This window comes from Litoribacter ruber, from assembly GCF_018500185.1.
GTDB classification, from domain to species: Bacteria; Bacteroidota; Bacteroidia; order Cytophagales; family Cyclobacteriaceae; genus Litoribacter; species Litoribacter ruber.
Genome location: NZ_JAHBGI010000002.1, coordinates 88,495 through 103,807, shown reverse-complemented (window position 1 = coordinate 103,807; position 15,313 = coordinate 88,495). Strand labels below are relative to the sequence as shown.

Here is a 15,313-nt window from a genome sequence, read left to right as displayed (position 1 = left end):
GATTTGAAGACAGAGGTTTGATTGAAAGATTATTTCAATTATTCATTCACCACACCCATTGAGCAGAATTTGTTGATTCTGGTTTCAATGCGTTTGTCTGGCTTCATCTTATCCAATTCCGCCAAGGCTTTAAGGATGGTTTCCTTCAATGTTTTTGACATGGTTTTCATGTCTTTGTGTGCCCCGCCAAGCGGTTCTTCAATGATGCCGTCGATCAGTTTGTTCGAAAGCATGTCATTGGCTGTAAGCTTGAGGGCTTCGGCCGCCTGCTCCTTGTAATCCCAGCTTCTCCAAAGTATGGAGGAACAGGATTCCGGTGAAATCACCGAATACCAGGTATTTTCCAACATGAAGACCTTATCACCGATGGCGATACCCAAGGCCCCGCCTGATGCTCCTTCGCCTATAATAATACAGATTACCGGCACAGTGAGCTTAAACATCTCCTTTAGGTTTCTGGCAATGGCTTCACCCTGACCTCTTTCTTCGGCCTCCAGACCTGGGAAAGCACCCGGAGTATCGATTAGCGTAACGATAGGTTTTCCAAATTTCTCAGCCATCTTCATCAATCTCAAGGCTTTGCGGTAACCCTCAGGGTTGGCCATTCCAAAGTTTCTTTCCTGGCGCTGCTTGGTGTTTCGGCCTTTCTGCTGTCCGATAAACATCACCGAACGCCCGTCAATGTCCCCAAGTCCCCCGATCATCGCCTTGTCATCCTTTACACTACGATCACCGTGGATTTCGATAAAATCCTGCGTGATCTCATAGATGTAATCCAGTGCATAAGGCCTTTCGGCATGTCGGGACAACTGAACCCGCTGCCATCTGGTGAGGTTCTGGAAAGTTTCTTTTTTCAAAGCCTTTATTTTTTCTTCCAAAGACTGTATATCTGCTGATAAATCAATGCTCTTTCCTTGGGCCAAGTCCTTCATTTCCTGAAGCTTTTGCTCTAGGTCGGCAATTGGTTTTTCAAATTCTAATACCATAGTAAAAGTTTTTAACTGCTTACAAAGATAAAAATTAATTTTAAGAATAATATTCTGTTTGCAACTCAGTTTCCATTTGCCTTATAACCAGGGATGAAACATTTGTATTTAACTATCAAACTACCCTAAAATTAATATAACTGAAATCTATCTTATTAAAACCTGATAATGCGCTCGCTGTTTCGATGGTTTAGGAGTTTATTTCCCGGTGAGTGCTGCGCACTTCGGGAAGGTTTAGGAGTTTAGTGATGAAGGTTCACCCCACCCCCCTAAACCTTAAACTATAATCTATAAACCATAAACAGCTTGCAGCAATCTAACCTCCTAAACCTCCCGATCCGCGAAGCGGTTATCGGGAAATAACCTTCTAAACCACGATTCAAATTCATAAAACGTTTTCTTCAAACAAGCGCTCAAAAGTGGTTTCCAAATCATCAGTCAACCCAGTGTGGGGTCTGGAGGTTTGGATGATGGAGCTCCTAACGGCTGTCATCCAGCGAAAACGGGATGCCAGGTCATATTTGGATATCGGCCCTCCATCTGGCGAACCCACACAGATTTTTTCAAAAGAATTCAGGTGATCCATCAACAGTTCAAGGTCTGCCGACGGATCCAAAGCCTTAAGTTTTTCCTGATTTAGGGCAATTTTGCATTTTAGAAAATTGCTTTTCCAAGCGCACAGCAATATCCCCACATTGATAAACTCCTCCCGTTCTACCCGCGGCACCACTCGGATGACGGCATACTCATACAAGTGCTTTTCTGGCATTTTTTGCTTCATTAACAAAGGTTTGGGAATAGTTTAATCTAGTGGTGAGAAAAGACGCATACACCGATCTCATTTCCATTGGATCTTCAGACTCACCAGTAGCCAACAACCACCCATCCGGAATGGTGGCCACAATTTTATGAATTGCTTCAGTTGTCAATAAAGCGCTAAATGCTTGGTCAACCTCCTCCAAATCGGCAGCAGCGGGTAGGAGCACATGATCTTTGATCAAAGGAAATGGACTCTTTGCCTGCTTCTCCCAGTTAGCCCAGGAATGATGGAAGAGAAACGAAGCCCCATGGTCGATAAGCCAAAGCTCCCTATTCCACACCAGCATATTGGTATTTCTAAAGGAGCGGTCCACATTTGTTATAAAGGCATCCAGCCAGACGATCTTTGAGGCAAGTTCTGCATCTATATTCATAGCCACTGGATCATAATTGACCGCCCCGGAAAGAAAATGAAGCGCCAGATTCAGCCCTTGGCTTCCTTTGAGCAGATCCTGGATTTCCTCGTCCCCCTCAGAACGTCCAAAAGCCTCATCAAGTTGGGCAAAAACTATTTCAGGAATTCTGAACCCAAGTACCCGGGCAATCTCCCCTCCCACCAACTCTGCAATCAGGGCTTTCTCTCTTTGACCCGCCCCCCTAAACTTGATGACGTATTTAAACCCATCATCAGCATCCGCCAATGCCGGAAGAGAACCCCCTTCCCGCAAGGGCAAAATATACCGTTCTACATTAACGGTCCGAATATCCAGCTTTGAAACCATTTCGTTTTTTATCAGAAGACCAAAGATAGGAATTTCAATTGGTTTAGGGGTTTATTTCCCGGTGAGTGCTGCGCTTCGGGAAGGTTTAGGAGTTTATAGATGAAGGTTAACTTTCGGTGCCCTAAACCAGAAAGTTTGAACCATCAGCCAATCCGCAGAGGGCTTCGCCAAATTCAACCAAGATGCAACCTATTTATCTGCCTGAATAACTATTTAAAGCTCTCTCTTAAAATTTTTAAATAAAAATATTCTACTGATTATGAGCCATATGAAACAATGTAAAGATTTTGTTCTTGTCAAATTTTGCAATAAAAGGAAGAACTCCTACCTTTGCATCACTTCAAACGAGAAGTATTTACGGAGTGGTAGTTCAGCTGGTTAGAATGCCTGCCTGTCACGCAGGAGGTCGCGGGTTCGAGTCCCGTCCATTCCGCATAAAAATATTGTCAATTTGAAACACATTGGAGTGGTACTTCAGCTGGTTAGAATCCTTGTCCCGAGCAACGCTCGGGAAGGTCGCTGGTTCGGATTTAAATTCTGAAAAAAATGGAGTGGTAGTTCAGCTGGTTAGAATGCCTGCCTGTCACGCAGGAGGTCGCGGGTTCGAGTCCCGTCCATTCCGCATAAAAATATTGTCAATTTGAAACACATTGGAGTGGTACTTCAGCTGGTTAGAATCCTTGTCCCGAGCAACGCTCGGGAAGGTCGCTGGTTCGGATTTAAATTCTGAAAAAAATGGAGTGGTAGTTCAGCTGGTTAGAATGCCTGCCTGCCACGCAGGAGGTCGCGGGTGCGAGTCCCGTCCGTTCCGCAAAAACATATTCAAATTGACAACACGGGAGTGGTCGTTCAGCTGGTTAGAATGCCTGCCTGCCACGCAGGAGGTCGCGGGTGCGAGTCCCGTCCGTTCCGCAAAAACATATTCAAATTGACAACACGGGAGTGGTCGTTCAGCTGGTTAGAATGCCTGCCTGCCACGCAGGAGGTCGCGGGTTCGAGTCCCGTCCATTCCGCAAAAACATATTCAAATTGACAACACTGGAGTGGTAGTTCAGCTGGTTAGAATGCCTGCCTGTCACGCAGGAGGTCGCGGGTTCGAGTCCCGTCCATTCCGCAAAAACATATTCAAATTGACAACACGGGAGTGGTCGTTCAGCTGGTTAGAATGCCTGCCTGTCACGCAGGAGGTCGCGGGTTCGAGTCCCGTCCATTCCGCAAAAACATATTCAAATTGACAACACGGGAGTGGTCGTTCAGCTGGTTAGAATGCCTGCCTGTCACGCAGGAGGTCGCGGGTTCGAGTCCCGTCCATTCCGCAAAAACATCTTCACATTGACAACACTGGAGTGGTAGTTCAGCTGGTTAGAATGCTTGTCCCGAGCAATGCTCGGGAAGATCGCTGGTTCGGATTTAAATTCTGGAAAAAATGGAGTGGTAGTTCAGCTGGTTAGAATGCTTGTCCCGAGCAATGCTCGGGAAGGTCGCTGGTGCGGATTTAAATTCTGGAAAAAATGGAGTGGTAGGTCAGCTGGTTAGAATGCTTGTCCCGAGCAATGCTCGGGAAGGTCGCTGGTGCGGATTTAAATTCTGGAAAAAATGGAGTGGTAGATCAGCTGGTTAGAATGCCTGCCTGTCACGCAGGAGGTCGCGGGTTCGAGTCCCGTCCATTCCGCAAGCCTTAGATTTGATTTTCTAAGGCTTTTTTTCATTTCAGTCATTTTCTTTTCTATTGTATGGCGTATTTTTTATACATCCTCCAGTCTTTAAAAGACAGTTCCTATTATATAGGTTCAACAGAAAATCCAGAAGAAAGGCTTGAAAAGCATAATCGGCCTCACAAGGGTTATACAGGCAAAAAACAGCCATGGGTTCTGGTTTATACAGAAGTCTTTCCCAATAAAACTGATGCCCTGAAAAGAGAATTATACTTAAAAAGAATGAAAAGCAAAGCTTTAATAGCTAATCTCATATCCAAAAAATCAGATGGGTAGAATGCCTGTCCCGAGCAACGCTCGGGAAGGTCGCGGGTTCGAGTCCCGTCTCCCGAATTTATCGGGACAAGCTATTCCGCAAGCCTTAGAATTGATTTTCTAAGGCTTTTTTTTGTTCTTAAACCATATTTTTTTTGAAAATGGAATACTACGTTTACATCACACAATCTCAGAAAGCCAATTCTTTTTATATGGGTTCATCTGCTGAATCCTTAAAGAGATTAGAAAAACATAATCTACCTCATAAAGGATATACAGGCAGAAAGTAACCGTGGACATTGGTTAAATGGTATTAATTCCATGCTATTTTAAAAAACGTTATTCTCTGCGGTCTTTGCGTAAACCTTTGCGGCCTTTGCGTGAAACTCCCTCATCTAAGGAATCTTTTTCACCTTAATTTTCTTATCTTTGCAAATTCTAAAAAAAGCGACGACCTAAATGATTTCAGTAGATAATTTATCCCTCAAATTTGGGAAAAGAACACTCTTTGAAGATGTAAACCTAAAATTCACCCCGGGCAACTGTTATGGTGTGATCGGTGCCAATGGAGCCGGTAAATCTACTTTTTTGAAAATCCTCTCCGGCGACCAGGACAGCACCTCTGGCCAAATCAACATCACCCCGGGACAGAGAATGGCCGTCCTTAAACAAAACCACTTCGAGTTTGACGAAATGGATGTCCTCAAAACCGTGATCATGGGCCACAAAACCCTCTACAAGATCATGGCTGAAAAGGATGCCATCTATATGAAGGAGGACTTTACGGAAGCCGATGGAATCAGGGCTTCCGAACTTGAGGCAGAATTTGCCGAAATGGACGGCTGGAACGCCGAATCCGATGCCGCAGCCATGCTTTCAGGCCTTGGCATCAGTGAGGACCTGCACTACATGAAAATGAAGGATCTTGCCGGTAACCAAAAAGTAAGGGTACTATTGGCCCAAGCACTATTTGGCAACCCCGACATCCTTATCCTCGATGAGCCTACCAACGACCTGGACTCCGAAACCATCAACTGGCTGGAGGACTTCTTGGTCAATTTCAAAAACTTGGTGATCGTGGTTTCTCACGACAGACACTTTTTGGACGCGGTATCCACCCATATCGTGGATATTGACTTTGGGAAAATCAAAATATACTCTGGTAACTATACCTTCTGGTATGAGTCTTCCCAATTGGCTGCCAAGCAGAAAACCGATCAGAACAAAAAAGCAGAGGAGAAAAGAAAAGAGCTTCAGTCCTTTATTGAGAGATTCTCCGCCAACGTGGCCAAATCCAAGCAGGCCACTGCTAGGAAGAAAATGCTTGAAAAACTCAATGTGGATGACATTGAACCTTCTACAAGAAGATATCCCGGCATCATTTTCAAACCTGAAAGAGAAGCCGGTGACCAGATCTTCATGTCTGAGGAACTTTCACTAAAAGATGATACCACGGTTTATTTCACGGATGTAAACCTCATGGTGGACAAAGGCGACAAGATTGCCTTCATCTCCAAAACCAAACAGGCGGTTACCAAATTCTTCCAAACCATCATGGATGACCTTCCTGTTCAGAAAGGCAGCTTCAAATGGGGCGTGACGATCAATAAGGCCTATTTGCCAAACGACAACAGCAAATACTTCAATTCTGATCAGAACCTAATCGACTGGTTAAGACAATATTCCACCAATCAGGAAGAGGCTTATGTAAGAACATTCTTGGGAAGAATGCTCTTTACAGGCGAGGAAACCCTGAAAAAATCAGCTGTTCTTTCAGGGGGTGAAAAGGTTCGTTGCATGATTTCCAAAATGATGCTTCAAAACCCTAACCTGCTTGTAATGGATGAGCCGACCAACCACTTGGACTTGGAATCTATCCACGCATTCAACAACGCCATCATTGATTTTAATGGCACGGTATTTATCTCATCTTTTGATCATGCTTTCGTGCAGTCAACTGCCAACAGAATCATCGAATTTACGCCTAACGGGACGATTGATCGCCGTATGCCTTACGATGACTATTTGGAAAGTGAGGAAGTGAAAGCCCTAAGAGAAAAAATGTATCAAAAGGCTTAATATAAATTGTTACTAACAGCTGTAATCATTTACATCCTGATTACGGTCAGCATAGGTGCCTGGTCGTCAAAACTTGTAAAAAGTTCTAAGGACTTTGTTTTGGCGGGCAGGCAACTTCCGTTATTCCTAAGTGCCTCTGCCCTGTTTGCCACATGGTTTGGGTCGGAAACCATTTTTGGGGCATCGTCCGAATACCTGGACCATGGCCTGCAGGGAGTGATGGAAGACCCATTTGGAGGGGCCCTATGCCTGATACTTTTCGGAATGTTCTATCTCCGCCCCATGTATAGGATGAATGTCCTTACCCTTGGAGATGTGTTCAAAAAACTTTTTGGAGAGAGGATCGCTTTCCTGTCCTCCCTATTTATGGTTCCCGCCTATTTTGGCTATGTGGCCGCCCAATTGGTGGCGCTCAGCCTGATTTTGGGAGCCATTGTATCCATCCCACTCACCACCGGAATAATCATAAGTGCCGCCATCGTGGTATTTTATACTTTCCTTGGCGGCATGTGGGCGATTTCCATCACTGATTTTATCCAAACAACCATGATTGTGGTCGGTTTGCTTTGGGTAGCTACCATGGTGGCCACAGAGGCCGGTGGGGTGATGCCCATCCTGGAGTCAGCCCCTGAGGGGAGCTTTCAGTTTTTCCCCGCACCCCGCTGGGACGCTTGGGTAAACTACCTTGGCGCATGGATGATTTTGGGTCTAGGCAGTATTCCAAGTCAGGACATCTACCAACGGGTGATGTCGGCAAAGTCTGAAAAAGTCGCCGTGAGATCGACTTATATGGCTGGAGGCTTCTATTTAAGCTTTGGTTTGCTTCCCTTGTTTATTGCTTTAGGAGCCAAAGTATTATACCCTGAAATTTATTTGGAAAACAAACAGATGTTGCTGCCGGAAATGGTCCTACAGCATGGTGGCTTGACCGTTCAGGTGCTGTTTTTCGGTGCCCTGCTTTCAGCTATCATGAGCACCACCAGTTCGGGTTTATTGGCGCCAGCCGCCATCATTTCCGAAAACCTGATACGCCCTACATTTGGCAAGGGTTGGAAGGACGAACACTTCCTTTGGGTGCTAAGAATTACGGTGATAGCGGTTGCCATTATTGCAATTTTCATGGCCTCCTGGAAGGCCAACATCTATGAACTGGTAGCAGATGCCAGTATCCTTCTCCTTGTTTCTTTATTCATACCTTTGACGGCTGGATTATACTGGAAAAAGGCATCACGCTTCGGAGCTGTGTTGGCCATTTTCATGGGCACGGGTTCCTATTTGATTTTACTTACCGTCACTTTGCCCATTTATCCGCACGTCATCGCTTTATTTATCAGCGCTGCAGGGATGTTGATCGGGACATTCCTGAGGCCTACAAAAATCAAAACCAAGAAATATGTACCCGAAAGTATATCTTAAGAAAGGAAAAGAAATCTCCCTAAAAAGACGGCACCACTGGGTTTTCTCAGGTGCCATTGCCAAAAGAGATGAAGACCTCCAAAACGGCCAACTGGTAAAGGTCTATAGCTCCAAGGATGAATTTTTGGGCACCGGACATTTCCAAAACGGATCCATCATGATCCGCGTGATCAGCTTTGAGGATAAGGATATCAACATTGATTTCTGGGTAGAAAAGCTTGGAAAAGCATTTCAAATGCGACAAAATATCGGCTTAGCCGACAACAGCCAGACCAATGTTTTTAGGTTGGTGCATGGTGAAGGTGACATGCTTCCCGGGCTGATTATCGATTTCTATAACGGCACCGCGGTCATTCAAGCGCATAGCATTGGAATGTACCACCACATTGAAGATATCTCATCTGCTCTGCAGCAAGTCATGAGGGAAAAATTGAAAGCCGTATATGACAAAAGCGCCGAGACTTTATCCAAAAATGTAGTCCAGACTGAAAATCGCTTTCTATTTGGAACTCCGGAAACTAACCTTGTTTTGGAACATGGCGACAAGTATGAAATAGACTGGGAAAAGGGACAGAAAACCGGTTTCTTTATTGACCAAAGAGAAAATCGAAAGCTTTTCGGCCAGTACAGCAAGGATAAAAAAGTGCTAAACACCTTCTGCTATTCCGGCGGCTTTTCCATTGCAGCCTTAAATGAGGGCGCCAAAGAAGTCCATTCGGTGGATATTTCCGAGAAAGCCATCGAACTTACCGATAAAAATGTGACCCTGAATCCCAACCATAAGGGCAAACACGAATCCATCCTCGCCGATGTGGTCAAGTACATCAGGGATATTGATGCGGATTACGATGTGATCGTATTGGATCCCCCAGCATTCGCCAAAAATATCAAAAGCCGTCACAATGCTGTGCAGGGCTACAAACGTCTAAACGCCGAGGCTTTCAAGCATATCAAACCAGGCGGTATCCTGTTTACCTTTTCCTGTTCGCAGGTGGTGGACAAGCAATTATTTGCCAATACGGTGACTGCCGCAGCCATTGAGGTGGGAAGAAACGTGAAAATCCTTCACTACCTCTCCCAGCCTGCAGATCACCCCATCAACATTTACCATACGGAGACGGAATACCTAAAAGGGCTGGTGCTCTACGTTGAATAACCTTGTGACATCTCCCCTTTTGAAATCAACTGGGGAGATGCATATTTTTGCTTTGGTCAGCTCCTCCCTCAAATCAGAATCATCCTTATATTCCCGTTTCGGAATATCCCTGTACTCATATTCAAAGCAAACTTTTTCCTTCTCAAAAACCCAGGGGTAAACAACCAACTCGGATTTTCTACCCAAGTAAGACGATTTCCCCCTTGGTAATTTCTCCAAAAAATCACCAGGAAAACTGTCGGGAAACTGTTCCTTGCAAACCCGAAGAGACAATTCATCACACCACTTGACCAACCTATAATAGGCCTCTGCATCCTCCTTTGGCAAATGAAGGAATTCCCTAAGCTTTTTTTGCCTGGCCAATTCGTCCTCAACCAGTTTTTTGGCTTCCTCCAGAGCACTATACAATTCCACCAAATGCATAGAAACCATCAGGCAGACCCATGATGACTTGCACTCAGCTGTATTGACAACTCTGACGGCCTGTTCGTAGTCAAATCCAAATTCTGTAAAATCCTTTGGAAACCCCTTGTCATTGAGGTGAAAATCACCGTTCCACCCCCTCCTGCCATCATCATGATCGGCTATGGCTACCAAGGTTTCCAGCCAGTATTTTGCGGGTGGCCTCAGCGCCGGCTCCAACTTTTCGGCGATTTTGGCCGCCAGCATCCCATGTGCCCTCTGGAAAATAATGCTAAAATGGGTTTCTCTATCCAAAACAATCATATAGGAGTTTGTATTTTATGGTTAATTTCGGTTTTAAAGCCTCAAAACATCTACCAATCCATGAATCCCTTACTGCATCCTTTCGACACCTTGCACGCCATACCACCATTCGAACTCATAGAAGACAACCATTTTGAAGAAGCCTTGAAGCACGGCATGAAACTCCAAGCCGAAAAAATTGATAAAATAATTGCCAACCAGGCACCTCCAACCTTCCAAAACACCGTAATAGCCTTTGAGGAGTCAGGGAAGGAAATCCGCAGCACACTCAACATTTTTTCCAATCTCAACCTTGCCCACACCAGTCCAATCCTGCTGGCAACGGCCAAAAAAATGAACCCCATCCTATCCAGACATGGTGATGCAATCAGAATGAATGTCCAGCTATTTTCCCGCTTTGAGACCTTGTGGAGAGAAAAGGATACACTGAACTTGCATGAAGAGGAACATATGCTGCTCAAAAAATTCCATAATCTTTTTGTGCGAAATGGAGCTGCCCTACCCGATAAAGAGAAGGACAGGCTGAAAGACATCAACAGCCAACTTGCTGAAGCTACCCTAGAGTTTGGCCAGAATCTGCTTCAAGAGACCAACAGCAAGCAGATAGTAATCAAGGATTCACAGGAATTGAAAGGGTTGCCCAACAATATCATCAAGGCGGCACAAGAACATGCAAAAAGTAAAGGGATTCCCGATGCCTATATTTTTACCCCAAACCAGAATACCTATCTCAGTATCTTGACCTATGCGGAAAATAGGAGTTTGAGGGAAAAAATCTGGACTGCCTACACCAGGCGAGGGCAGCATTCCAACGAGAAGCTTATCAAAATAATTACTGATCTAAGACTGGAAAAAGCCCAGATTTTGGACTTTCCGCATTATGCTGATTACGTTCTTGAAGAAGCTATGGCCAAGCAGGCTGCAAACGTCAAGGAATTATTGGATAGCCTTTGGCCCGCAGCATACAGTCAAGCAGAAGTGGAATTTGAGGATTTAAAAGAAATCGCTGGCGATTTGGGTATAGAAAAACTCGAACCTTATGATTGGTACTACCTTGCCGAGCAGGTAAGAAGGCAGAAATTTGAAGTGGACGAAAATGAAGTAAGCCAATACTTCACCTTAGAAAATGTTCAGCAGGGTGTTTTTTCAACCTGCAAGAGGCTTTTTGGATTGGATTTTAAGAAACTGGATTCCGCTCCCCTCTATCATCAAGATGTAGTAAGCTATGAGGTGTTGGAGGAAACTGGGGAGACTGTAGGGATACTTTATATGGACTTCTTTGCCCGGGATTCCAAGCAGGGCGGGGCCTGGATGACCAAATACAGGTCACAGCAGTATGAACACGGCAAGCGGACCCTTCCCATCATTTCCCTGGTCTGTAATTTCACCCCTCCTGCTGATGGAGAGGCCTGCATACTTACCTTAGACGAGGTCAATACCTTTTTCCATGAATTTGGGCACGCCCTTCACGGCCTGCTTTCCGATGTGAAATTTGAATCCCTGGCTGGCACAGCTGTGCCAAGGGATTTTGTGGAATTGCCTTCCCAACTTTTGGAAAACTGGGCAATGGAGCCACAGGTTTTGAAAGATTACGCCATCCACCCCATGAACAAAAAGGTCATCCCTGAAGAATTGCTGAAAAAGTTAAAGGCCAGCCAAAAATTCAACCAGGGATTTGCCCTGACTGAATACCTGTTGGCAGCATACCTGGATTTGGAATACCATTCTCTCACCACACCGCTCACAGTGAATGCCTCACAATTTGAAGCCGAATTGAATGAAAAGCTAAAGAATTCCTTGCCCATACTGCCTAGATACAAAAGCATTTACTTTTCTCACATATTTTCGGGAGGCTATGCGGCATCCTATTACAGTTATATCTATGCTGAAATATTGGACGCCGACGCCTATGAATCCTTCCAAAATGTGGGAATATTCAACCCTGAATTGTCTTCAAAATTGAGAACGGAAATCCTGGAAAAAGGGGGCAGCAGAGAGGCAGAAGCGATGTACAGAGCCTTTAAAGGACGGATTCCACGCAAAGATGCCCTGTTGAGGCGAAAATTTACGACGTAATATGGCAAACCAAACCCCAATAAATAGAAACAAACGTAAAACCCTTTAGCAGGCTTGAAATCAACGGTTTACGGATTCATTTGTTTAATTTTATGAAAATTCCTTTATTTTTTATCACCAAACATATTGTATTTCCAGATTTTTGGAATACTTTTGGAATACAATACGAAGCAATAGAGCAAAAGCTTTTAAAATAAGTATTGAGGATTTTAAGAAATGATTTATGGGAATGTTGAATTATGATTTTGACCTAGGCTTCTATTCTAAAGGGTTTTCTAAAGCCCAAATTTTAGGTTTCACAAGCAAGGACATTGAAAGGCTAGAAGCTATGGAAGGTCCAGAAATTCCGGATAAGGAGAAGGAAAAGAAAGAGGAAAAAAAGAAGAAGGATCCCAACAGCGGAGGTCCTCGACCACCAAAAGAGGAGGAATACCGGGATGACGATGATTTTCCCGAGGTTTCCAACCCCAACAAAAAAGATTGACCACACTTAAGATTAACCACTACACAACCCTTTTTTAATTTTTACTTCTTTTAGCCGTGTCACGATTACGGGATTGTAAAGAGGGATTTTTGAAACAAGCCTCCCCTAACCAGGGAGGCTTTTTCCGTTCTAAGTACAAGGTACTCATCACCGAAGGAATGGGCCACAAAGTTTCACAAAGTAAAAATAAGGGCACAAAGCCCCCTTCGCACAGGTAGTAGCGTATAATACCCCATTTGGCAAAAACATTAAAACCCTCTGTCCTGTAAGCCCTGACTGCCGTCCAAGCAGCTTTGTGCCCTTAGTGACCTCATTTGTCCAATTCATTAGTTCTCCGCGAAGAAGAAACTCCGTGAAACTCTCCCGATTCGCTTTGCTGCTCGGGACAGGTTGTGCAAAACTCTGCGAAACCCTGCCTGCCTCAGCTAGTCACTTTGGCAGTCAGGCAGGTCCGTGTCCCCTTGCTTTCCGCAAAGAAGCCCTTTATAAAAGTTCGTGTAATCTTTGTGGCCCATTGTCTCCGCGATGAGGCTTTGTGAAACTTTGTGTAAACTTTGTGCCCTTTGTGGCCCATTGACTCCGCGAAGAAGTTTTTGACTCCCCGCATTTCCTTATATTTGCACAACCAAAAACCACAATACTTTGCAACACATCATCATCATTGGAGGAGGAATCGTAGGACTGGCCACTGGCTTGAAGATTTTGGAAAGAAATCCGGCCTTAAAAGTCACAGTCCTTGAAAAGGAACAGGAACTGGCCAAACACCAGACCGGCAACAACAGCGGTGTCATTCATTCTGGGCTTTACTACAAACCCGGATCCCTCAAGGCCACCAATTGTATACAGGGTTACCACGACCTGATCAATTTCTGCCAAACGGAGGAGATCCCTTTCGAGTTGACCGGCAAAGTGGTGGTGGCAACTAGAACCGAACAGGTGCCCTTACTGAACAATCTGCTGAAAAGAGGAATTGAAAACGGCTTGGAGGGTACCAGGGAGATCAGCCTGACCGAGCTTCGTGAATATGAGCCACACTGCGCGGGTGTAGCGGCCATTTTTGTCCCGCAAACAGGCATTGTGGATTACAAAAAGGTGGCAGAAACTTACGGGAAAAAGTTTCAGGAGAAAGGTGGTACCATCCATTTGGGTCAAAAGGTGAACAAAGCCAAAACTGTAAACGGCAAGGTGGAAGTCATCACCAGTAACAACGTTTTTGCTGCTGATCTGGTGATCAACTGTGCTGGACTCTATTCCGATAAAATCGCCGAAATGATTACAGGTGAAAAGTCAACCGTTAAAATCATCCCCTTCAGAGGAGAATATTACAAACTCAAAAAGGAAAAAGAATACCTGGTCAAAAACCTGATCTATCCGGTACCTGATCCCAACTTCCCTTTCCTAGGCGTTCACTTTACCCGCATGATGAAAGGCGGTGTGGAAGCTGGCCCCAATGCCGTGTTGGCTTTCAAACGGGAAGGCTACAAGCGCACGGATGTAAACCTGAGTGAACTTGCGGAATCGCTGGCTTGGCCGGGTTTTCAAAAAGTGGCCTGTAAATATTGGAAAACAGGCATGGGTGAAATGTACAGGTCTTTTTCAAAGGCAGCTTTTACCAAAGCCCTACAGGAACTCATTCCTGAATTGACAGAAGATGACCTTGTGGATGGTGGAGCGGGTGTTAGGGCTCAGGCTTGTGACCGTGATGGAGGATTGGTGGATGACTTTAGCATCAAGGAAAGCACACATTCCATCAACGTATTGAATGCGCCATCACCTGCGGCTACCAGCTCACTTTCTATTGGAAATACAATTGCGGAAATGGCCCTGAAGAGATTTTAATCCTTCAGAAAACCCATTACTCTTCCTTCCACCCAGGTAAACTCCTGCTTGCGAAGCACAAACCCGGTGTGGCCACCGCGCTTGGGCATTTCAAGATGAATGTTGGTGTGGCTCTTCGCCAAATCTACGGGATAGCAGGCTTCTCCCAGCAAGGGATCGTTCTGCGCATTGACGATCAGGGTAGGAATTTCAATATCGGCCATCCAGTTGTCCGCACTTACGGATTTGTAAAAATCAGCCGCATCCTTAAAACCATGGAGTGGTGCGGTAAAATGGGTGTCAAAGCGGTCAAAATCCTCAATGGTCTCCAGTAGTTTCAGGTCTATCAAATCCGGAAACTGGGAAGCCTTGTTGATCATCTTGACCTTCAGTTTTCCCAAAAACCTTTTTTTGTAAAAGGCATTCTTCCGCAATTTTAAAGTAGCTGCGCTGGATGCAAGATTGCAGGGAGTGGAATAAACAGCCGCTTTTTTGACCTGATTAGGCAGATTTTTTCCGGATTCACCCAGGTATTTCAGTGTTTGGGCCCCTCCCATGCTAATGCCCGTCAAAAAAATTTCATCATAGTCACCAAGGGCAATGGCATGGTCGATTACTGCTTTCAAATCATCCGAGGCACCGTGATGATAAAGTTTTGGGGCCACATTAATCTCTCCGCTACAGGAGCGGTTGTTCCAGGCCAAAGCATCCATACGCTCCAAATTAGCCAGCTTAACCAAGCCTTTCACATAATGTCTTTCGGAACTTCCCTCCAATCCATGGGACACGATGAGCAATTTTCGGCTCCCCACCTTTGACCAGTCCAGGTCCAAAAAATCACCATCCGAAGTGGTAAACCTCTCCCGCTGATAAGCTACCCCTTCAATTTTTCTGAAAATACTGGGAATAATGGTTTCAAAATGTCCATTGAAAAGATAAACCGGCGGTCCGGTGTAGGAAGAGGATTCTATTAAAGGCATGCTTTTTTTTTGTATCAAAAGGCTATTATCAAACAATCAGTTCCTGCAGGGGAATATTTTTTCACTTGGGCAGGAACTTTG

Annotated in this window: 13 protein-coding genes and 9 tRNA genes; 17 read left to right on the top strand and 5 right to left on the bottom strand. The window is 44.9% G+C overall.

Translation table 11 applies throughout. The features are described 5' to 3' along the window. Positions 1 to 38 precede the first annotated feature (38 nt). From KIH41_RS02745 to KIH41_RS02735, 3 genes are all read right to left on the bottom strand, one after another. Complete coding sequence (locus tag KIH41_RS02745) at positions 39 to 986, bottom strand: acetyl-CoA carboxylase carboxyltransferase subunit alpha (protein WP_214161433.1); 948 nt, start codon at positions 984 to 986, stop codon at positions 39 to 41. A gap of 385 nt (positions 987 to 1,371) precedes the next feature. Continuing rightward, on the bottom strand, positions 1,372 to 1,767 hold the full coding sequence (locus KIH41_RS02740; RefSeq protein WP_317194908.1) for a DUF3037 domain-containing protein: 396 nt from the start codon (positions 1,765 to 1,767) through the stop codon (positions 1,372 to 1,374). Continuing rightward, positions 1,733 to 2,527 carry a HipA family kinase gene (locus tag KIH41_RS02735; protein WP_214161432.1) on the bottom strand — a complete coding sequence of 265 codons (795 nt, stop codon included), beginning with the start codon at positions 2,525 to 2,527 and terminating at the stop codon, positions 1,733 to 1,735. The genes KIH41_RS02740 and KIH41_RS02735 overlap by 35 nt, the downstream gene beginning before the upstream one ends. A gap of 359 nt (positions 2,528 to 2,886) precedes the next feature. Here KIH41_RS02735 and KIH41_RS02730 point away from each other — a divergent pair. The 14 genes from KIH41_RS02730 (at position 2,887) to KIH41_RS02665 (ending at position 9,148) form a co-directional block, all read left to right on the top strand. Continuing rightward, positions 2,887 to 2,960 (top strand) — tRNA-Asp (locus KIH41_RS02730). 115 nt (positions 2,961 to 3,075) lie between these two features. Next, a tRNA-Asp gene (locus tag KIH41_RS02725) sits at positions 3,076 to 3,149 on the top strand. Positions 3,150 to 3,264: 115 nt separating this feature from the next. Then, positions 3,265 to 3,338, top strand: a tRNA-Gly gene (locus KIH41_RS02720). A gap of 27 nt (positions 3,339 to 3,365) precedes the next feature. Further along, positions 3,366 to 3,439 (top strand) — tRNA-Gly (locus KIH41_RS02715). A 27-nt stretch (positions 3,440 to 3,466) separates the two neighbouring features. Then, positions 3,467 to 3,540: transfer RNA gene (locus KIH41_RS02710), tRNA-Gly, on the top strand. 27 nt (positions 3,541 to 3,567) lie between these two features. Beyond that, a tRNA-Asp gene (locus KIH41_RS02705) sits at positions 3,568 to 3,641 on the top strand. 27 nt (positions 3,642 to 3,668) lie between these two features. Further along, positions 3,669 to 3,742, top strand: a tRNA-Asp gene (locus KIH41_RS02700). A 27-nt stretch (positions 3,743 to 3,769) separates the two neighbouring features. Next, positions 3,770 to 3,843, top strand: a tRNA-Asp gene (locus KIH41_RS02695). A gap of 282 nt (positions 3,844 to 4,125) precedes the next feature. Then, positions 4,126 to 4,199, top strand: a tRNA-Asp gene (locus tag KIH41_RS02690). Positions 4,200 to 4,260: 61 nt separating this feature from the next. Then, the gene (locus KIH41_RS02685) at positions 4,261 to 4,518 is read left to right on the top strand and encodes a GIY-YIG nuclease family protein (RefSeq protein ID WP_213946882.1); all 258 of its coding nucleotides are present in this window, start codon (positions 4,261 to 4,263) and stop codon (positions 4,516 to 4,518) included. A gap of 140 nt (positions 4,519 to 4,658) precedes the next feature. Beyond that, positions 4,659 to 4,787: a GIY-YIG nuclease family protein gene (locus KIH41_RS18310; RefSeq protein WP_394369785.1), complete on the top strand. Its 129-nt coding sequence runs from the start codon at positions 4,659 to 4,661 to the stop codon at positions 4,785 to 4,787. Positions 4,788 to 4,956: 169 nt separating this feature from the next. After that, positions 4,957 to 6,576 (top strand): ABC-F family ATP-binding cassette domain-containing protein, encoded by a 1,620-nt coding sequence (locus tag KIH41_RS02675; protein ID WP_214161430.1) that lies wholly within the window; start codon positions 4,957 to 4,959, stop codon positions 6,574 to 6,576. A gap of 6 nt (positions 6,577 to 6,582) precedes the next feature. Beyond that, on the top strand, positions 6,583 to 7,992 hold the full coding sequence (locus KIH41_RS02670; RefSeq protein WP_213946620.1) for a sodium:solute symporter family protein: 1,410 nt from the start codon (positions 6,583 to 6,585) through the stop codon (positions 7,990 to 7,992). Then, positions 7,970 to 9,148: a class I SAM-dependent rRNA methyltransferase gene (locus KIH41_RS02665; RefSeq protein ID WP_214161429.1), complete on the top strand. Its 1,179-nt coding sequence runs from the start codon at positions 7,970 to 7,972 to the stop codon at positions 9,146 to 9,148. Before KIH41_RS02670 ends, KIH41_RS02665 begins: the two co-directional genes overlap by 23 nt. Here KIH41_RS02665 and KIH41_RS02660 read toward each other — a convergent pair. Beyond that, complete coding sequence (locus tag KIH41_RS02660) at positions 9,119 to 9,874, bottom strand: DUF3891 family protein (RefSeq protein WP_213946622.1); 756 nt, start codon at positions 9,872 to 9,874, stop codon at positions 9,119 to 9,121. The genes KIH41_RS02665 and KIH41_RS02660 overlap by 30 nt on opposite strands. 60 nt (positions 9,875 to 9,934) lie before the next feature. Here KIH41_RS02660 and KIH41_RS02655 point away from each other — a divergent pair, with 60 nt between their 5' ends. The 3 genes from KIH41_RS02655 to lhgO all read left to right on the top strand — a co-directional run bounded on the left by KIH41_RS02655 (position 9,935) and on the right by lhgO (position 14,273). Continuing rightward, positions 9,935 to 11,950 carry a M3 family metallopeptidase gene (locus KIH41_RS02655; protein WP_214161428.1) on the top strand — a complete coding sequence of 672 codons (2,016 nt, stop codon included), beginning with the start codon at positions 9,935 to 9,937 and terminating at the stop codon, positions 11,948 to 11,950. A gap of 223 nt (positions 11,951 to 12,173) precedes the next feature. After that, on the top strand, positions 12,174 to 12,434 hold the full coding sequence (locus KIH41_RS02650; protein ID WP_213946624.1) for a hypothetical protein: 261 nt from the start codon (positions 12,174 to 12,176) through the stop codon (positions 12,432 to 12,434). Positions 12,435 to 13,076: 642 nt separating this feature from the next. Further along, positions 13,077 to 14,273 carry an L-2-hydroxyglutarate oxidase gene (gene lhgO, locus KIH41_RS02645; RefSeq protein ID WP_214161427.1) on the top strand — a complete coding sequence of 399 codons (1,197 nt, stop codon included), beginning with the start codon at positions 13,077 to 13,079 and terminating at the stop codon, positions 14,271 to 14,273. On the opposite strand, the gene KIH41_RS02640 is transcribed toward lhgO, so the two are convergent. Further along, the gene (locus KIH41_RS02640) at positions 14,270 to 15,232 is read right to left on the bottom strand and encodes a YheT family hydrolase (RefSeq protein ID WP_214161426.1); all 963 of its coding nucleotides are present in this window, start codon (positions 15,230 to 15,232) and stop codon (positions 14,270 to 14,272) included. The genes lhgO and KIH41_RS02640 overlap by 4 nt on opposite strands. Between the last annotated feature and the right edge of the window lie 81 nt (positions 15,233 to 15,313).